The sequence below is a fragment of the Pseudomonas sp. HR96 genome (assembly GCF_034059295.1).
Taxonomy (GTDB): domain Bacteria; phylum Pseudomonadota; class Gammaproteobacteria; order Pseudomonadales; family Pseudomonadaceae; genus Aquipseudomonas.
Window position 1 is genome coordinate 53,783 of sequence record NZ_CP139142.1, and the last position, 18,549, is coordinate 72,331.

General features: G+C 55.6%; 17 protein-coding genes and 4 pseudogenes. 9 read left to right on the plus strand and 12 right to left on the minus strand.

What is annotated here, in order from left to right:
* Positions 1 to 216: 216 nt before the first annotated feature.
* Positions 217 to 507, minus strand: coding sequence for a hypothetical protein (locus tag SFA35_RS25300; RefSeq protein WP_320579569.1), 291 nt, complete (start codon positions 505 to 507; stop codon positions 217 to 219).
* Positions 508 to 950: 443 nt separating this feature from the next.
* Between SFA35_RS25300 and SFA35_RS25305 the strand changes: the two genes are divergently transcribed.
* Both SFA35_RS25305 and SFA35_RS25310 read left to right on the plus strand, forming a co-directional pair.
* Complete coding sequence (locus SFA35_RS25305; protein ID WP_320579571.1) at positions 951 to 1,223, plus strand: hypothetical protein; 273 nt, start codon at positions 951 to 953, stop codon at positions 1,221 to 1,223.
* Positions 1,216 to 1,545: an Arc family DNA-binding protein gene (locus SFA35_RS25310; RefSeq protein WP_320579573.1), complete on the plus strand. Its 330-nt coding sequence runs from the start codon at positions 1,216 to 1,218 to the stop codon at positions 1,543 to 1,545. The genes SFA35_RS25305 and SFA35_RS25310 overlap by 8 nt, the downstream gene beginning before the upstream one ends.
* Before the next feature lie 1,483 nt (positions 1,546 to 3,028).
* Here SFA35_RS25310 and SFA35_RS25315 read toward each other — a convergent pair.
* A pseudogene (locus tag SFA35_RS25315) lies at positions 3,029 to 3,395 on the minus strand (histone-like nucleoid-structuring protein, MvaT/MvaU family).
* A gap of 154 nt (positions 3,396 to 3,549) precedes the next feature.
* Between SFA35_RS25315 and SFA35_RS25320 the strand changes: the two are divergent.
* Positions 3,550 to 3,870, plus strand: coding sequence for a hypothetical protein (locus tag SFA35_RS25320; RefSeq protein ID WP_320579575.1), 321 nt, complete (start codon positions 3,550 to 3,552; stop codon positions 3,868 to 3,870).
* A gap of 448 nt (positions 3,871 to 4,318) precedes the next feature.
* Here SFA35_RS25320 and traI read toward each other — a convergent pair whose 3' ends face one another.
* Together traI and mobA are read right to left on the minus strand one after the other, a co-directional pair.
* Positions 4,319 to 6,289, minus strand: a complete 1,971-nt coding sequence (gene traI, locus SFA35_RS25325) for a TraI/MobA(P) family conjugative relaxase (protein ID WP_320579577.1) — start codon at positions 6,287 to 6,289, stop codon at positions 4,319 to 4,321.
* Positions 6,290 to 6,299: 10 nt separating this feature from the next.
* Positions 6,300 to 6,629, minus strand: a complete 330-nt coding sequence (mobA, locus tag SFA35_RS25330) for a plasmid mobilization protein MobA (protein ID WP_320579579.1) — start codon at positions 6,627 to 6,629, stop codon at positions 6,300 to 6,302.
* A 322-nt stretch (positions 6,630 to 6,951) separates the two neighbouring features.
* On the opposite strand from mobA, the gene SFA35_RS25335 reads away from it, so the two are divergent.
* Positions 6,952 to 7,230, plus strand: a complete 279-nt coding sequence (locus tag SFA35_RS25335) for a mobilization protein (RefSeq protein WP_320579581.1) — start codon at positions 6,952 to 6,954, stop codon at positions 7,228 to 7,230.
* A 90-nt stretch (positions 7,231 to 7,320) separates the two neighbouring features.
* On the opposite strand, the gene SFA35_RS25340 is transcribed toward SFA35_RS25335, so the two are convergent.
* The 3 genes and pseudogenes from SFA35_RS25340 to SFA35_RS25350 all read right to left on the minus strand — a co-directional run bounded on the left by SFA35_RS25340 (position 7,321) and on the right by SFA35_RS25350 (position 8,024).
* Positions 7,321 to 7,494 (minus strand): hypothetical protein, encoded by a 174-nt coding sequence (locus SFA35_RS25340; protein WP_320579583.1) that lies wholly within the window; start codon positions 7,492 to 7,494, stop codon positions 7,321 to 7,323.
* A gap of 64 nt (positions 7,495 to 7,558) precedes the next feature.
* A pseudogene (locus SFA35_RS25345) lies at positions 7,559 to 7,730 on the minus strand (DUF945 domain-containing protein); the annotation flags it as partial.
* A gap of 12 nt (positions 7,731 to 7,742) precedes the next feature.
* Positions 7,743 to 8,024 carry a hypothetical protein gene (locus SFA35_RS25350; protein WP_414058577.1) on the minus strand — a complete coding sequence of 94 codons (282 nt, stop codon included), beginning with the start codon at positions 8,022 to 8,024 and terminating at the stop codon, positions 7,743 to 7,745.
* Between the two features lie 863 nt (positions 8,025 to 8,887).
* Between SFA35_RS25350 and SFA35_RS25355 the strand changes: the two genes are divergently transcribed.
* Entirely contained in the window at positions 8,888 to 9,103 is a 216-nt protein-coding gene (locus tag SFA35_RS25355; RefSeq protein WP_320579585.1) for a hypothetical protein, read from the plus strand.
* 907 nt (positions 9,104 to 10,010) lie between these two features.
* Here SFA35_RS25355 and SFA35_RS25360 read toward each other — a convergent pair.
* The 4 genes from SFA35_RS25360 to SFA35_RS25375 form a co-directional block, all read right to left on the minus strand.
* Positions 10,011 to 11,129, minus strand: a complete 1,119-nt coding sequence (locus SFA35_RS25360; protein WP_320579587.1) for a hypothetical protein — start codon at positions 11,127 to 11,129, stop codon at positions 10,011 to 10,013.
* A 1,056-nt stretch (positions 11,130 to 12,185) separates the two neighbouring features.
* Positions 12,186 to 13,205 carry a ParB/RepB/Spo0J family partition protein gene (locus tag SFA35_RS25365; RefSeq protein ID WP_320579626.1) on the minus strand — a complete coding sequence of 340 codons (1,020 nt, stop codon included), beginning with the start codon at positions 13,203 to 13,205 and terminating at the stop codon, positions 12,186 to 12,188.
* A gap of 5 nt (positions 13,206 to 13,210) precedes the next feature.
* The gene (locus tag SFA35_RS25370) at positions 13,211 to 14,440 is read right to left on the minus strand and encodes an AAA family ATPase (protein ID WP_320579589.1); all 1,230 of its coding nucleotides are present in this window, start codon (positions 14,438 to 14,440) and stop codon (positions 13,211 to 13,213) included.
* A gap of 246 nt (positions 14,441 to 14,686) precedes the next feature.
* On the minus strand, positions 14,687 to 15,064 hold the full coding sequence (locus SFA35_RS25375; protein ID WP_320579591.1) for a hypothetical protein: 378 nt from the start codon (positions 15,062 to 15,064) through the stop codon (positions 14,687 to 14,689).
* A gap of 601 nt (positions 15,065 to 15,665) precedes the next feature.
* On the opposite strand from SFA35_RS25375, the pseudogene SFA35_RS25380 reads away from it, so the two are divergent.
* The 4 genes and pseudogenes from SFA35_RS25380 to SFA35_RS25395 all read left to right on the plus strand — a co-directional run.
* Positions 15,666 to 16,016 (plus strand): annotated as a pseudogene (locus tag SFA35_RS25380) (transposase); the annotation flags it as partial.
* 82 nt (positions 16,017 to 16,098) lie between these two features.
* Entirely contained in the window at positions 16,099 to 16,461 is a 363-nt protein-coding gene (locus SFA35_RS25385) for a response regulator (RefSeq protein ID WP_320579593.1), read from the plus strand.
* 60 nt (positions 16,462 to 16,521) lie between these two features.
* Positions 16,522 to 16,818: pseudogene (locus tag SFA35_RS25390) on the plus strand (PAS domain-containing protein); the annotation flags it as partial.
* Between the two features lie 314 nt (positions 16,819 to 17,132).
* The gene (locus SFA35_RS25395) at positions 17,133 to 17,357 is read left to right on the plus strand and encodes a hypothetical protein (protein ID WP_320579595.1); all 225 of its coding nucleotides are present in this window, start codon (positions 17,133 to 17,135) and stop codon (positions 17,355 to 17,357) included.
* Positions 17,358 to 17,476: 119 nt separating this feature from the next.
* Here SFA35_RS25395 and SFA35_RS25400 read toward each other — a convergent pair whose 3' ends face one another.
* Complete coding sequence (locus SFA35_RS25400; protein WP_320579596.1) at positions 17,477 to 18,454, minus strand: tripartite tricarboxylate transporter substrate-binding protein; 978 nt, start codon at positions 18,452 to 18,454, stop codon at positions 17,477 to 17,479.
* Between the last annotated feature and the right edge of the window lie 95 nt (positions 18,455 to 18,549).

Genomic DNA, 18,549 nt, shown 5'->3' on the forward strand with positions numbered 1-18,549 from the left:
CTTTGTCTATTCCCCGCCTGACCGTTGATGAACGCCCCAAAAAGCACAATCGACTACCGTGCAGGCAATGTATTCGGTATCAAGCGAGCTGGCTTAGTTCCTAGGCACGTACCTGGCCCCATTTCGACCAGAACGAGACTCCATCCGCTTGAAGTATTTCGGCTGGAGGTGCTGTGAGCTTCCTTATCAGAGATGGCGGACCGAGCACGTACAAGCTCAGTCCCAATGCAGCAATACAGCGAGCTCTACGTGTGAGCCTTTGCTGCGCAGTACATTGACAGCATAAAGCACGATGGTGCGAAATTGCGACTTGTTCAAAAACTCCTGCAAATTGAGATTGCGCACCGCCTCAATGCCAAGCCGCTCATCACACAAACGCAGGGTGAACCGCTCGCTGTGTTGTTCCAGGTGATGTTTTATAGGGGGGCTCAGGTGACTGAGCACATCGTGAATATCTGGCACTTCTACTCCTCGAGGAAGATCGGCGATGCCGATCGCGAGTACCACCTACCGTACCACCAATCTCGCGAAAAAAACGGCTATATGGTTATTTTCTGGCGCCAATTTTCTTTCATTGCTATTTTACGGCAGTAGGGGATTAGCCAATCCTGGGCCGTTGATCGCGCGCTGCAGGCGCATGCCCAGCTGGACGTAGCTCGTCAAAGGAGGCGGCGAAGAGGGCTTCTTTGCCATCGGATCTTGCTTTATACTGTTCATACAGACAGTTCTTTAGCGGATGGTGCGTTCCCTGACACTCGACATCCGATCGGTATCAGTCGATGCCTTCAGTCAGATACTGTAAGCTGGCTAAAGGCCACTTCGGCTTGCCGTTCTGGCTCGCGGCTGTGTTCCACAAGCGCTAGCCGCCAACGTGTGTTGCCCACCCTCGTGTACCTGACACTCGCAACGATCCACTAGCCATGGCCTTCCGGCCTGACGGGACCGAAACGATGAGCTGCGACGATTATACCCCTCCTGCCAACGAAGCCGAAGCCATTCGACACGCGCAGGAATACCTGAACCAAATGAAAGCCTCAACCAGCCGCAATGCGCTCGATCAGGCCCTGCTGGGCGCCTTGGGCTACTTTCAGAGCCTGCTCAATTGCGGGTTGATCAGCGAACAGAGCTGCCACTGGCTTAATCAGAAGGCGATGGCACAGGCTGAAGGACATCAAACGGTGCTTGGCCACGACCAACAGCCTCACGGAGACAGGGATGTTTAAACAACTCGGGATTCTTGCCAGATCGGCGGACAAATTCGTCCTGCGCCTACCGGAAAACATGCGCGAGCGTATCGCCGAGGTGGCGGAAAACGATGGGCACAGCATGAACTGGGCGATCGTCAGCCGGCTGGACCGCAGCATGACTCAGGACGGAGCATCGGGTGATTCACTGATCGCACCTGACAAGGCGGCGCTGTCGCTCAACGAGCTCGAGCTGCTGCAGCAGTTTCGTCAGTTGTCCACGGCGCGCCAAGACGCTTTGATCGCATTGATCGGGCAAAACCAGGAGGACCAGCAAAATAAGGAAGCCGGCCCAGAATAGCCATCGGCACAGGCTTGATCGGAGGTGCGAGTCTTGATCGTAAAAAAAGCCCCTAGGGAAGCAGAGGATGGAGTGAGTTCACTTAAGGGGCTAAGGCTGCAGCGGTTCTAGGTTCCTAGCCCTGGGGCGGGGTCCGCGTGCTGTCCGATGAAGTCAATGGCCGCCTTGCTCATTTCGTAGAGGACGATGCGTGCTAACGTCGCCAGGTCCAGTACGCGATCACGTAGCCGCCCAGCAGCCGTGCGGCAAATCCTCCCCAATAGGCATACGAGCTAGTTCCCACACCGGAACTGGGGTCTACAAGGGAGGCAGCGGCCTGCACCTCGAGTCGACTGCCCAGCATTGCAGCATTGGCCATCCATCGGTCCACAACGTCGGAAGTACCGGGGAATCAACAGGCGATACCCCAGCAGCCCGCCAACACGCTCATTCCAGGCTGCGTACTTAATGATGAAGAGGCTTATGACGATCTCGAGCAGTAATTGGCTTGCCGAAAGAGTCAGTATCGAGCTGGTCTGAGAGGGTCCGAACCAGTGTATAGCCCAGCGCGGCCAAACCGACGGCAGCGATCACTAAAACGACATCCCGTCGTCGTGTTCTGGAATCATTGAAAAGTCCATTTCTGTTAGTACGTCACTGCAATACCTCGCCTGAGGATCGTCTGGCAACTTCACGGGAGCATATTGCGTCCGGCCAAGCCATTAATCAATGTTTGCACCTAACCCTGAAGTCCCAGCGCGACCTTGTCCTGGAAGATGCGTTGCAGGTCCTTCAAAGGGTATTGGTGCACCATGGATCGGGACAGGCAATCGAGAGCATGTACGAAGGGCTTTCTGATTTCGTTGTCGAGCTGGTACATCCTGCAGGTCCGGCACCGGACTCTAGAGTCCTGATATTCCCAGAGCTGGTTCCAGCGCGCCAGAGGAAGATAGGGAACGGTCATGCATCTCACCCATCGGTTTCAGTCTTGGAACTAGCATTGTGCCTCGGCATTCGGGTCAGAAACCACAGCCTGGCTCGAATTTTTCAATGAGGTGGATCAAAGCGGTTAGCAGTGAAGCTGACCGGGTCGAAGGGGCGATTAGTCCCAATGGGGCAGGGCAGAAAACTCCACTACAGAACCTTTGGCTCGCAGCTCATTGATGGCATACAGTACACTGACGCGAAACTGATCCGGATTTGGTATTCCTGCAGAGTGACAGAGCGGACCGCCTGCACACCCAGTTGGTTATCGCTCAATAAAAGGGTGAGTTGATCGCCGTTCTGGTCAAGCTTATAGTGGATCGGCGTCTGGAGTCGGATGAGTGCTGCATAGATGTCAGGCACGAAGATTCCCTCAAGGTGCTCGCGAAGATCAGCGTGAGCTTCAACGTACCACTGCAGGAGCTTCTGAATAGAGCGTTTCATCACTTGGGGGGCAAAAAAAGCCCCCCGGGTGAGCGAGGGCACAAGCCGACCAGCATAGAAGTTCCCAACCTAGGTATTATTGCAGCCAGGACTTGACCTCATCGTGGCCATGCTCGGCCTTCCAGCTGTTCAAGGTGGTGTGATTGCCGCCCTTGGTCTCGACGACTTCACCATTGTGCGGATTCTTGTAGACCTTGACCTGACGAGGGCGACGCGTTCCCTTGACCTTGGTTATGGGTTCTGAAGAACCACGGCTCACCGACGGGGACCGATCGCCGCGATGATGTGCTTGACGCTGAAATTGTACTCGGCCAGCAGATCTCGCAGCTTGGTTTCAAACTCGACCTCACGCAGGAGGCCTTCATCGTTTTTCATGTTTCCAATTCTGCCATTTGGCGAGCCAGTTCTTGTTCCAGGTGACGGAATTCAGCGAGACAAGACATATAGCACCTCAGAGGTAGAAGGCTGATTATAAGCGAGAAATCTTTAGAAAAACTGCTGTACAGCTGGTATCAACCTTTGGGCTAATAGATGTAAGAAGCTGGCAGTCAGCCTTTGGATAAGCTCAACAGGTAGGTAACGATGACGAGCGGCGCCATGACCATTGCAACCGTGAAAAGCATGGTGCTCCAGATGGCAATAATCGTTGAGGGAGAACACTCTGAACATCTGCCTATGGGAAACCCATTAAATACTGACCAGGCCGAGCACACGGCAGGAATCAGCATTACAGCAATCAGTGATATCGCAATGCAGACGAAAACTCTCGACCTTCTGACCTGGTGTGCATCCACCACGGCTGCTCTGAATCCCAGACTCGTTGCTGTGAGCAACAATCCCCACTCTATGACCGCCAGCATGGCCAGTGATAGATGCATGAGATATTCCTTCCTAGATAAGAAAATCAGCATTGTATAGCGCCACTACATAGTCATTGCATCCAGGCAGCATGGTTATTCACTTTGTTAACCTAATCTGGCGCTAATTTGCAGCAACCTGTGTAGCTCGCGATTTGGATATTTATTTTCCGGAGTCCAGGCTGGGCACTGCAGCTAGTGCATGAAAGGCCGGCGCACCTGCCACTCTTCTTGGGTTGCTCCACGTTTTCTCCAGCGAATGGTGCCGTTTTCAACCGACCACAGACGCTTCCACCGTTCTAGGGGAAGGTAGGGAATGCTCATTCTCTCACCTACAGGACTTCAATAGGCAGGTGGCTATTCTGCTCCCCTATTTTCAAGCCAGTAAACAAAGTCCAAAACGCATTCCTTTACCGAAGGCATACGGCGTCAGCCCAGTAGCTATCAATTTTTCAAGCCCGCGCGCACGCGCGCACGGTTGAGCCCTAAGAAGGCGATTTATCCGGGTCTTAGAGCCCGCAAGGTGGCCGTAGGCCAAGGCAGGGCGGCTTCATCGCCCTGGGCCGCTTAGACGGGCTTATGCGAGGTTGCACGGCGTAGTGGGTCTGCAGACTTCCAATAGCATTTGAACGATGAAGCTCTTCCAGCTGCTGCCGTTGTACAGCGTCAGTTGGCTGCAGCCTATGCTGCGGAAATTGCCTGTTTACCTGATGCATGCTTTCTATGGCGCGCTCTATGAATTCTTGACGGCCCATAATGTGTAGTCGATCTCGGCTCTTGAGAGCTGCGAGGCCGACAGCCAAATCGAAATTTTCGACATTGCCATAGTCTTCGAACGGCGGAGCTACATGGATCAGGTCGCCGGTATCCCTGACACCCAAGACACCATCGCGCAGGTAATCAATCGTGCCACTTCTTCGGAGAACAGTGGCGTGAGTAGACTCATCGAGGATGGCCGAATCGTCCGCGGTCCCACACAAGATCACCCGATCAGGCTGCTGCGCCGCTCGGCGTTGCTGACGCTTCTCGCGGTACGCAAAACCGCGCAATTGACTGACCGCAGCAACATCGCCGGCCAACGCCTGCTGCTCAACCCAGGCACGGTAAGGAAGCGCCCTGGCCTGGCCTTTGTCCGCGAGATCCTGGCGCTCGTGGCGCAGCTGAATACGCAGCTCTGCCATGGCCTTCATGCGCTCAAACTCAGCAACCCGGTACATGAGCTTGCGCACGTTCGGGTCACGATGCCTCTGACGCACAGAGGCTTTCAATGCCCGATAATGATCGGCAATTTCACGCTGCCGGCGAGCAACATTTAGATCCGGCTTTTCCCAAGCCTCGCGGTAGCGCTGATAGCGCAATTTCAGATCAAGACGGGCCTCTGCCCTCTCCTGCCGGCGCTCGAATCGAACGCCCTTATCCCGTAACTCAAACTGTGGTTTGTACTGCGACTGCATGAGGATATGACTTTCGCTGTCATCAAAATCGAGGGTCGCGAACGAGGGTCGTCCCTGGTATTTACCGATGTGCCGCTCCAGCTTCATCTTGGTTAAAGCCGGGTGGACAGACGAAGCCTTGACGACAGGGCTGGTCTGCGGACGAAGGTAGTCATAGACCACCAGTCCGTCACCCTGCTCACGCAGGCCAAGCCCACGATCGTGCAAGGTACGGTGGGCTTTTTCCCAGGAAATTTCGTTGGTCTCGAGCAGCTTGGAGATCGGGTCTCGCACCTGGTCAACGGCGTAGTGATAGAGACTTTCCGTGTTGGAATACACCTGCAGCGGCACCGCGTCACGCGGCGCACTGGTGAACCGATACGGCGCCCGGACCAGCTGATCGTTGACGCCCCACTCCCAGCTACCGTTGTCCTGGATAAAACCGTATTTGCGCTCAAGGACGCGGCAGCTCTTCTGCAGCTTATCCGCGTCATTCCACAGATTGGCCGCCTTGTAGGTCACAGGATTAACGCGGTTCACTGCCACGTGACAATGCGTATTGTCGGTGTCCTGGTGAACAGCGGTGACGTACTGGTGCCCTTCCATTCCGACCTGTCGAATGCAGTACTGCGCACACTCAAAAATCTGCGCATCGGTCGGCGCCTCGTTCTCTCTCCAGGACAAAATAAAGTGGTAGACCGGATCAACGCAGCGAGGGCTCTGCGCGGCAACCATGTTCATTTCGGCGGCAGCAGTCTCCCAGGAGAAACAATTGGTCTCGCAGGATACGCCACCACTGATGACTCGCTGACGACCGTCAGGAAAGACATCTGTAACCACGACGGCGCGCTCGTCGCCCTCGTTACGATCAACGTAGTCAACCAGTCGGTCGAACATAGCGACCTGAGTACGCGATTGGCTTGAGCGTGCGGTCGAGGTGAGTTCGTCATCATCCCTGGGTTTGTCCGTGCGATCGCTGATGTAGCTCACTAACCTGTTGAAGCTAGAGCCCTTATCACCGCGCTTGGGAGGAATGATGACGTTCATAGAATCTCGACTATTTCACTTGAGTTTGTGAAAGGTCGATCGCGAGAACGGCCTTCTTGATGGCCACCAGGACATCGGCAAACTGCTTGCTCAGCTCGGTAGTCATTCCATCCTGCATCTGATTGAACAGGTGCTTCTGCAGGCCGCCCAGCTGTAGCAACTCACCCATAAGTTTCTTGTCAGTCGGTGTCTTGATCTTGCGGCCCAGGGCAGCTCGGCGCATCAGATCGGAGACTGTCACTTCAGCCGCCTTGGCCTTTTCGCTCAGCTGTGTCTTTTCCTCCAGGGTGCACCGGACTTTGATCCACTGGTCTCTCTGACGCGCTTCGCTTTTTGACATGACTTAACTCTAACTGACGCAACAGGGGTGTCGGGGCGTAGCCCTGATCCGGGTTTTGGGGACATCGACCGCGTGCCGGCGGTGGCCACAAAACATTTCCGGTCAAATCTTTAAGATTCTCTAAAGCTGGATTATACCATCGCCTACCCGAGGGCGGCCTGAGCTCAGAGCGGAAAAGCTGCGGCGTAGGTGTGTGGTTCTGGGCTGTTGCCTGATCCCGATCCAGTGTCGCCGGTCCGCTGGATTGATTTGCCGTCAGCCCAAGATCGCTGGTATCGTCCTGCCATCACTCTGCCCTGTCATATACCTGCGAACATTCGAGATGGCCAAACAAAAGACCTTCACCCAAAAAGACTTGGAAGCAGCGCGCCAGAAACTCGCCGAACTTCCCGACCTCAGCCTCGACAAGCTGAGCCAGGTTGACGTGCTCCAGTCGCTGAAAGAACAGATTGTCGAGCTGTGCAACAAGAAGGGCTACACGCCTGCCGAGATTCGCCAGGCTTTGGCCGACGTCGGCGTGACCGTTAGCGCCAAGGATGTGGCTGATCTCTCGGCCACGCGAAAGCGTGGCCCGTCGCGCTCCAAAGCTGAAACGGCCTGACCAAATTGCAGCCAAAAAAAAGCCCCAGTTATGGGGTCTTTTTGTGGCTCACGCATTTGCGTTTAATCTGCGTAGAGGTAGTCAGCAAGATTAACTTTCTCGGACTTTCCGCCCACCATCCCCGTGACCAGAAACACACGCGCTCTCAGGTTCGCCTTCGGCGATGCGTTCCTTAAAGAAGCGCTGCGCAACCTCCTGGGCGGCGACTTTGTAATCGCCTTCCGATTCGGTGTAGATAGTCCAGGTAACAACGTAGCCGCTCATGATTCATCTTTGGTTAGGTGGATTGTTTGAGACTGGGCGCCATCGGACGCCCAGCCTTGAGGGGTTAAGAAGCTTTCTTGTGGCCGCCCATGGCCTGTGCAAGAACCCACAGCGCGCGATTCAGTTTCACATCCTGGCCAATACCGATGACGGCGCGGCTTGTGGTACGACGGCCCTGCTTGTTGCGGCCTGTCAACCCGCCCCTTGATGGTGTTTTCCTGGACACGGTTAAACGAAGGCTCGCCGCACTAGGACTCGATTTTTTGAATGAAACCGTCTCGCCGTGCGGTTGTGATCAGCGCGGCTATGACGTCATCCGAATCGCCCATTTCAAAGCAGTTATCGAAGGCCCGCTCGCTCAAACCTTCGAAACCGTGACTCCATAGTTCGTAACCGACGATCGCCTCCACCAGGTCATGTTGAAATGCGAGGGTGACGAACTCGACTCGCGCTTTGAACTGGTGGACCTGTCGACTTAGTTTCAGCAGTCGTTTGCAGATCTCGACCTGACCGCTTGTGAAGCGCTTCATCCGCTGTTGCTTTGCTTGACTGTTCGTCTCGCCTCGCTGTCGGCTTTGCCCAGTGCCTTTTGCCGTTGCGCTTTACGGTAGCTCGAGCGCTAAGGCAGAAGGTACTGGGTAAAGCCGGGGTAACACGGGGGAATGGACGCATTGTTTGCCACTTCGACGCGCTGTTTCGGATCTTCTGCATGATCGGCCTTTTCCGCCTCTGTTCTTCCAGCCCTTTTTGCCTGGCTTACCCCATCCTGCAAGCCAAGGGTCGACCCGGATGTCAGGGTACTGATCCTTGACCGCTTTCCAGCTTGCCTCACGCGCTGGAGCGTCGCTTCGACATAGAGCTCCCAGCCGACCTAACTAGTCGCATCCATAAGCTCTATGAACAGCTCACGCGCATCAATCGGTGACTGGAGGCCGTGCTCGTCGACAATACGGAAGTCGCCAAATAATCAGGTCTGCTGGTGCAACTCGACCGCCATGAACACTTCCCAGTCGGTCGTATCTTTATCCGGGCCTGGATAGGACACCCAAGCCTCACCGATCTGCAACGGCCCGTACCGCGTCTGGAACGTCACCGTTACATGGCCACGGGCGTAGTGCACCCGCGGATTGCCGGTGCCGCGCACTTTTTGATGACTGACGCGACGCTCATAGGCGGAAGGTCTTTCTCCGGAGCGTGAGCAAGGTGCTCGAGTAACTCCACAAATCGTCATAGCGGACATCCATCGTCTCAGGTCCATGACGGGTACAGCGATACCTTGGCACCCATTCCTGAGAATGCAAGGGTGATCCGGCCTGAACGCAAACCGTGGAAAAGTTGCATTCCTGGGGGAATGGGAGATCCTGCAGAGGTTCTTCCAACTGTGGATCTCCCCATGCCTGCCATCGCCCGAACTGCTGAAGTCGATGCCCTCCTCTCCCGTGATGCCGTGATCGCCAGTGGCGTCAGCGGCGGCAAAGGCTCGGACGCCTATGCACTGGCAACGGCCGCCTACCTCGACCAGTTCGGCCACCGTGGTCCCCGGCTGATGATTTATGCCGATCTTGGCTGGTGGAGTAGGAGCAGAGCCTCTCCAAGTGCCAGGAACTAGCGAGAGCGATCGGCTGGGAGCTCGTCGTCGTTCACCGAGAGGCGGGCCGGATGATGGAGCGTTGGGAGGGCCGTTGGGAGAACAATGTTCGTCGCTACGACGACTTTTCGTGCGTCAGCCTGATGCTGCCCTGGAGCACCCGTCGATGCGTTTCTCAACGTCACTGGCGTCAGTCGCCAGAAAAGCTCCAGCCGCAGCAAGATGCCGGTATCCAAGGTAGACAGCTTACTCAGCCGGCGAGGCCTGCTGAGCCTGGTGTGGAATTCGATCGTCGAATGGACGTTGCTAGAGGTACTGGGAGAAATCGCGGCCACGGCCGGGAGCTGCATGAGGCCTACACCCGGTACGGCATGAGCCGTGTGAGCTGCTCGTTTTGCATCGTGGCTTCCAAACCTGACCTGGTCTGTTCCGCGACTTGCGTTGGCAATCAGGACACCTATCGAGGGATGGTCGCGTTGGAAGTAGCGTTCTTGTTCGCGTTTCATTCTGGCGCCTGGCTGGGCGACATTGCGCTTCACCTGCTTGACCCCAAAGCGCTGGGGATGCCCCGAAACGCGAAAGAGGTATGCCGCATACGCGAAGCCCCAGAAGCGACAATCCCTAGGCATCTGCACTACGTTTCGGGTTGGCCAACCTGTATTCCAACCGCGCAGTAAGCTTATCTTCTCGCGAACGTACGGCTGATCGTCGCGCGATCGTTGAAACTCTACGTAGAGTACATCACCAGGCCCGAGGTCAGGGCCCGCTACGTAGAGTTGTACGCGTGCAAGCGTGGTGAGGTCGTGGAGATTCCCATTCGACTGACTCATCCAGCTGCATCGCAGATCGAGTTCGAGTTCTGACCGCAACGCCGGGAGTTCACCTGCGCGGCCCAAAACCCAGGCGTGCAGTGATCGTATCGTGGCCATCAGGCCGGCATCGCCGGGTAGTGAAGTTTTGGCGTGGTCCACGTGCCCTGTCTGATCAGCTTAGCTGCGATGTTGATAGCTTTGGCTCTTGGGTGCTTGGCCAGCGCGCCATTCTGCAGGCTTTGAAAAACTTCCTTGGCCAACTGGGGTAGGCGATCACTGGCAACGCCGCTCTTCACAAGCTTTTCCATGATTGAAAAAAGCCACGACGCGTTTTGTGTTTTTTCTTTCGGAAGAGTTATTTCTTGGGGGGCAATTTTGATCCCCCCACTTTTCAGATTTGGCCCCCCCACCGCAGGCACCTGGCTAGCGGCTTCTCGTGGCGCGGCCTGCCCCTTGCGTTGTTGGCTCAGCGCCTCAAGCGCTTTTGGTTTTGTGCCGATGCTTCTGAGGGCAAGTCGCTCGATGGCAGTGAATGAGCGGCCTTCTCTCTGAGCTGCTGCCTGGATGACCATTGCAGCATCTATCTCCGTGTCGCAAGCACATTTTACGTCATCGCAAACGCTTTCTACGTCACCATCAGTAAACACGCCGTCACCGTGGTCTTCGGATGGTGTTGTAATTCGGTCTGAATGTTCTTCGGATGCGGATTGCTCACCCTGGGTAAAAGCAGTGGGCTCCGGCCCGTCCGTTCTAATAAGATCTGTCGGCTTCACACCGATCTCCCCTTCTGCTTGGTTACCTTCCCCGATACTCTCGAAAGTCTCCACTAACCCTCCGAGCGCTTCTCCTCGTTGCTTTCGATCTGGGCAGCTGACGTTCAGCTTGGCTAGGATCACCTCGCTGAGTCTGATGCGAAAGATGTTCGGCAGACTCATGCCGTTTTCTGCTCTTCGTACCTCGACCTCTAGCAGCCCTCGCTCGACCAGTCGCTTGCACAGGCGCTTGGCCGTGTTCTCTGAAAACCCAAAACGCTTCGCGAGGAAAGACCAGGTAATCTCCCGTTCCATGTTCGGATTGCTGCTGCAGAGATCGTAAAGCGATAGCCACATGCCAAAGCTATCAAGGCCAATCTCAGCAACGCGCTGAAGATGCCTCAGGTAGGTGACGGGAATCATAGTGAAGGGCTTCGATCTGCTGTGATGGTAGAGGTCGTTCACTGTGCATAGGGTAGTCATCGTGTTTTTCCTAGGTATAAAAAAACCCGCCTAGTGGCGGGTTTATTTGGCGTACTACCGATTTGGCGGCGCCGATCTATGTGAGGTGGTGGTGGACCTGTCTCTGGCGGAGCGGACGCGTAGCCCGCTGATAGGCGAGGCAGGCCAATCGTGGTTGGTGCTAATCTGCTGTTGGCCAACTCGCTGCAAGCGAAGCCATCCGGCTTGTCGTATGCATACGACAAATCCGAAGGAACCCGATCAGGCACGTGAAGGAGGTTCGAAACTATCGCAAACTTGTCGTATGCATACGACAAATCCTGAGCGACTAAGGTGAACACGGCTGGCTCGTCGAAGCGACCGACCTTTTTGTCGTATGCATACGACAAAACCGACCTGCTAAGATTGATCGCCTCGACTAGGTCCGAAGCGCTGTTGATCTTGCCATATGCATACGACAAATGAAGAGCGGCTAGGGTGAAAATGGCCGGGTTGCCGAAGCGACGGACCGGTTTGTCGTATGCATACGACATGATCGAGCCACCCAGATCAGGCACGCGGCGCTGGTCCGTGGCACTGGCCCTCCTGTCGGATGCATACGACAAAGCTGGAGGTACCGGAACGAGCGCAAGGGGCAGGATCGAGGCCATGAGCAGGCTGTCGTATACACATGATAACTTAGGACAAGCTGAACCAGGCCTTGCTGGAAAGCGATGCTGCGGGGCGAAGCTGTCGTATGCATACGGCTGACTGTTCAGGTCTGGCTTAATCAAGTGAAGATGACTAAGGAAAAAATCGGTTTTGTCGTATGCATACGACAAATTCACAGAGGATGGAGCGAAAGGATTGGTCGCCGCGCTTGAGCCAGCGAGAGGCGCGATGAACGCCTGGTGCTTCAGCGGGAGAGGGCAGAGTGTGGATGTAAGCCGCCCAGTCGCTGAGCGTTTATTCACAGCGCCTGCTGCTGCCCATTCAGCATTGAACCAGCGGTGGACGACGCAACTTATCGGCAAGCTATAAGCACGAAAGGCGAGCAACCTAAAAGGTGCTCGCCCACGTGCAGCGCCGTCCGACGGTCTAGTCTTCACTGACGCCAGCATCTCCTTGTTGCTCGAGCAAAGCAGCAAACCGCTTCGACAACTCATCCAGAGATAGGTCGCTGTTGAGCTTTGAAGACAGAGTAATCTGCACCGACCCCCGCTCCGTGCGACGGATGCTGCCCAACTTCTCACCGCCTTTACCTATGACCTCGATCGCACTGGCGGCGCCTGCAGAACCTTGGTTACTGCGGACTACCCGCTGCAGAACCTTATCGCTCATGGCACCCGAGCTGATCCGTGGGGCCAGCTCTATAAGAGTGCGCTTGTAGCGCTCCCCGTGATTCTCGTCGTTAACCAGAGCCACGATGGCTTTAGCGGTCAAGACACTGACCTTACCCATAGGTCCGATCGCATCGATCAGCTCGCGCGGAATCCGGAAGAAGGTCAGCAGGTTGTTAAGCGTTTGCCGTTGCAGGCCAAGCTCCGCAGCCAGCGACGTCTGATTCTTGTAGACGCCCTGGTCCAGGGCTCGCTGATATGACTTCGCCTTGGCCCAGCTCGACAGATTCGCGCGGTTGTTGTTCTCGTGCTCCATGGCGGCAAAGGCGGACTTGTCGTCAAAGTCCTTCACCACGCACGAGAAGGGGCGTTCGAGATCCTTTGCTACCAGCCAACGTCTTAGGCCGTAGATCAGCTCGTATTGACCTGGCTTCGCAGGATGAGGGCGAACAAGCCCGGGGACGGACTGGCCTGCCGCGCGGATCGCCTGGGTGAGCTGGTCAAGATCGCCCATCTCGTCCTCGGGGCGATCAGCGAAAGACCACGGTTCTATAAGAGACGGATCGATCTGCTGGATGAGGTTTCCCTGCCCTTCGCCATCCGAGCTTTTCTTTTGCTGCGGCGCCTTGGGTTTTTCGGGAAACCGCGCAAGCAGACTGTCACCACCTACGCTCTGAGCTTCAGGGTGAACACGTCGAGGGCCTGCGGCAGCCTGCTTTTGTTTTTCTTCAACAAGCTGGGCGGTGAACAGTCCTGCTACACCGGGCGCTCGAGGCATGTCACTCACTTATCTCTCCCCGCAGCTTGCGCCTGCTGTGCCCAGATAGTTTTCAGATCTTTAAGAATTTCATCGTTGACGCCATCGAGAATTTCGACAGCGCGGCGATAAGAGTCGCGAGTGGATCTCGACGGAACTTGGTCGTACACAGAAGAAAGTTCGGCGTTGGCGCGCTCAATCGCTGCCGTAAGATTGACTACGTTACTCAACACGTAGTCACCATAAAGATGGCGAATACGCTGTTCTATCTTCATCGCCGCTTGAAACTTGGGTCCTGGATGACGGGTGATCATCAGGCGCAAGTAATCAAATTCCTTCTCCGCCGCCTCAAACAGGCTGGCCAGAGCGGAGCAAAGCATCACGAAGGACGCGTAATCATAGGTTCCAGGCGGGATCGGCACAATAAGGCCATTTGCCGCCATCATGGCGTTCAGCGATACGCTCGCCATGTTAGGACCGCAGTCGAGAAGGATGAGGTCATATTCGTCTCTGACAACATCGACCGCGTTACGCAGGCGGAACACCGGGCTGCCTAGATTTTCCGAGTTGTTCATCTCGGGATTAGGCAATTGGATATCCAGCTCCTGCAAACTTAAGTTCGCCGGTATCAGATGAATACCTGGGAAGTAGGATTCGAAAGTGCAGCGCCGAATTGCCTGGGGATCCAACAACAGCGCCTGGTTGATGATATCTTCGCTGCTGAGCTCAATATCCGGGATATATGGGCCGAGGTTGACGGTGCTAGATGCTTGCGGGTCAAGATCGACCACTAGCACTCTAAGGCCTTCGATAGCTGCCTTCTGGGCCAGGTGAACGACAGTGGTGGTCTTGGCGACGCCGCCCTTGAAGTTCGATACGGCGATGATCATCGAGCTGGAGCCGGCGGGTCGGAGGTAGCGTGAGCCGAACCGATCGCGGTAGCGGTTGATGTCGTCCAGGGTAAACGACCACTTACCGCGTTCGTCTTTCGGGATCGGCTTGGCAGACAAATCGCCTGCCTCGAAGGCCGCCACGATTTCAGCCTCGGCTGCGCGTATCGTATTGGGCGACTTGTCGATCAGCTGAGCGGCTTCGGCCAGGGACCAAGTACGGGCACGTTTCTGCTCGTCCGGCTTGATGACGTCGGTGCGCAGCATGGCTAGCTCCGCGTTTCCCTTCTCGGAGAAACTTCGAAGCAAAGCGCCAGCGTTTTTTGCGCCCAACTGACTCGGTACGTGCTCGAACAGCTTATTCATCCCACACTCCGATTTGAATGGTCAACGGCGTAATAATGCTCTTTGAGCGTTCAAACCGCAATAGTGCATTCAGCATCTTTTGCGGGGTGCGGACGGCCGTGCTCTCGTTTTGACAAGGAAGGACGAGCCGCGCGCGGTTGTATAGAGATCATCCCTTTCCAGCCGCAAAATGCTATCAAACGGGCGGAGTGCAGTCTCAGCTATCGAATTGGAGGGGAATATCAATGCCTTAGGGGGCAGGTTCACTCAGGAGCAGAAGGCGGCCACGAGCGGCGGTAGGCTAGCTGCCGTGGCCACCTTCGGTGGCGGCACCGCCGGCGGCCATCTTCTTGCGGTTGGGTCGCTTATACGCAGGATTTGGTGCTTCAGGCGCGGCTCTCTCAGCTTGCTGTAGTGCAGGCCGTGCCTCAGGCCAATTGGCCGGTCGCTATCGGTGCCCAGATCAGCCAGTAGCGCCTCGCTCAGAGGCTTTTCGCCCTGCAGCTTTGGAATGTCGCGCCGTTTGCGGTCGCGGTACACCAGATCATCAGGGATCCCGAACCGGTGAGCCAGCTCGGCGTCCGGGGACAGACCGTGCACCCGCGGCGCTCGCTTCACCGGGGCCAGGCCCTGGCGCAGGCGCATCAGGTAGACTGCACGCCGGCTGATGATCGCGGAAGCGGCCAAAACTATCGACGATTCTGATGCGTTGTAGCTGGAAGGTTCAAGAGCGAGCTATCACCTTTTGTTTTTCCGGCAAAGGTGCGAACCAGTTTTCATCGGCGACTGCCTGGCTGATTCGCGCTACCCTTTCTTGGGTGAGCGTCTTTTTGCTAGTAGTGACCGGTAGATACGGATCGTTTACAAGGAATTGTCCTATAGGGGTCATCTGCATAAGCATGGCGTTGAATCCAGTCATCGCATGTGTAGCCAGGGGCAAATTTTTTACCCAGCACTGAAGGTCGGCCAGCCCGGGTGCCGGAGTATCCTGACCGGGTGGGCGAGGTAATGCCCCCGGCGGCGCCGATAACTCAATACACCCGTTTATATATTTTTATCAAATATGAACGAACTTGATTTGAAGGGATACGATTTCCACCAAGCCCATACGGATGTCTTGCAATAGGGAATACCGCTATTCAAGCACCCCAATCTGTGTGGCTTTGGCGAATTCGTGCCCTCTAAGGATTCTCCGAACAAGTCCCGGGTATTCGAAAATCGCCTGACCACCTGATCCGAGCCTCCCATGAGCGAGATGAGCTTTTCCGACTTCGAGTACGCCGGCAAGCGCAAGCAAACTCGCCGCGAGCGCTTCCTTGCCGAGATGGATCAGGTCGTGCCCTGGACGGGCCTGCTGGGGCTGATCGAGCCTTTCTACCCCAAGACCGGTGGCGGTCGAAAACCTTATCCACTGGAAACCATGTTGCGCATTCACCTGCTGCAAAATTGGTTGTCCCTGAGTGATCCGGGCATGGAGGAACCGCTCTACGAAATCACGCCCATGCGTCAGTTCGCGCGTCTGACACTGAGCGCGCCGATACCGGAAGACACCACGATCATGAACTTTCGACACCTGCTGGAGAGGCATCAGTTGGCGCCTTAGCTAGAGGTCGCATACCAGGCCAGGGCATTGATTCGTGGATCTTTCATCGACAGATAACCGTGCATAAGGACCACGTATGGATTCAATCATCGTTGTCGAAGACGAAGAGCTGATACTCGAGCCGATGGTCGATATCTTGGAAATATACGGGTACAAGGTCAAAGCTTTCCTCAATGCCGGTTCAGCTTGGGATTATATCGATGGCAACAGCAGCGAGCTCAAGCTGCTGATCACCGACTTGCGCATGCCGGGCGACATCAACGGTGTCGGCCTGGTGCAGCGGGTTCATGAAAAATTTCCCCAGATGCCGATTGTCGTTGCTTCGGGTTACCACAGTGAATCAGACTCGCTGCACATCAACCACGTGTTCTGGCTGCCCAAGCACTTTACCCTCGATGAACTGCACTTGACCTGCCAGCAGCTGGCTCCGCTGAAATGATCTACCTTTTCCAGTGAGCCTCTCATGAGCCTTGCTTGACCACCTATTGCAGGGCTCCTGATGCCTCACCCAACCACCAGCGTCGGCAACCAGTTCACCGGCGACATCACCGGCTGCGATCACAACATCTTTTTTGCCGCAGTCGAGACCACGCGCATGCCGATAACGGTGACCGATACCAATCGTCCCGACTATCCAATCATTTTTGCCAATCAGGCTTTTCTTGAAATGACAGGGTATGGGTCCGAAGAGATCATTGGTCCCAATTGCCGATTTCTGCAGGGGCCGGAAACAGATCTCGCAGTGATCAACCGGGTACGCGAGGGTATAGCTTTGCGCACCCAAGTGGCATCGAAAAGGTGACTTCTCCGACGCTTGCGTAATAGGATCATCCTGCTCTTGCGCTGACGGCGCGAGGGTATCCACATATTTTAAGGTACGACAATCGTCTTAGCGCATGGGCCTAGTTAGCTGGCTTCGCTAGTGGCTTACGGCTCAGCGCATCCACCACATTAAATAGATGAGGTCTGAAGGTAGACACTATCAATGTCATAGCAAAAACCTTTCAAAGGTGTATGAGGCCCGGCCGATAGACTAGGTATGAGCCACACGACTGGTCAATAAAACCGGCTCGGAATCCGGCCTGAAGCGGGACCATAGGAGCAAACGACATGCCTTCAACTCACCTGACCCATGTGCAGCAAGACCTTGAAGCGACCGCACTCCATCTGGAGGCATTGCACCGAATGCTGGAAGGTCATGCCGTTTTCCTGAAGCACAAACCTTGTGGTGACCAAACCGAAGAGCTATTGCTCGTAGAGCGCCGACTGGGCGGATTAGCGGTATCGATCCAGGACCTCAGGGGGGCTGCTCTGAACATTTCACGAGCAGCTTGATTGAGAAAACTGAGCGCGACCGTTTTGTGATGTGTAGGCCACGCGGAGCGGTCCTCACGCTGAGCTGCGACACAACGACGGAACAGGCCGGCCAGAGCTTGGAATAGGTTTTCCCTGGATTAGCCCAATGTCCCAAGGCGATAGTCTTTTACAAGCCGCGCGTATTGAGCGGTCTCGCGTAGTATTCGTTCCTGGATCTGGGGCGGTTGGGATGTGTCACGCTCAAACAACAGCGACCTCAATTTCTTGGCATATGCAGCGCCCTCGGTGAGCATCGTAAGCTTGGACGCCAGTTCCGAGACTAAATCCGCGGGGGTATGAGAGGGTGCGAACCATCCATACCAGCCGTTGAGATTTAGCCCTGCAAAACCGCTTTCCTCAAACGTCGCCAGGTTTGGCCAATCGTCCAGGCGCCGAGAATTAGTTATTGCCACAGCGCGTACACCGGCCTTGGCTAGAATGGGAACGTTGCCGTTCACGGCGAATGCAGCACTGATGGTCTGATTAGCCAGATCCTTGAAAAGCGATGTTGCCGCGCTATAGCCTACGGGCTGTACCGCGACACCGCTTTCACGTGCCAGCATCAAACACAGGAGATGGGCCTGAGAGCCGTATAGGGTGAAGCCCACCTCCCGTAGATCAGGATTCTGGCCAATCCAATCCAGGTAGCCGTGTACAGTGGTGATCTCCAGCGGTACGGCGGCACCTAGGACAAGGGAATACCCATATGTGCCCAAGATCGTCAGCGGGACAAAGTCCTTGATGGGATCGTAGGAGAGAGATTTGTAGGTGCTGGGGAAAAGGACGAACGAATAGGATTGCGCCTGCAGCAATGTCCCCCCGTCCGGGACGGCATCCTTTACCGTCTCGATGGCAGCCAAGCTGTTGCGCGCATCGTTGACGACCAGTGAATAATCAAGGTTGTAATCGTAACGCAGCTGGTCGATAGTCAACTGCGCCAAGCGGGTACCGATCGCTCCGCGAGGCGCACCGAAGATCACAGTCCTGACTTGCGGGGTTTCACCCTGGCCAGACGTCTTAGCCATGATTGCAAGACCAGCCAATCCCAACCCAGTGACTACCGTTCTCCTGAACATACCAATCTCCTAGGGGTTCATCCTCCAGAAACTGTAGTTCAATTGTAGTCACGTGCTTCCAGCTGATTCGCGGTTTTGGCTGCGGCAGTGTGCTG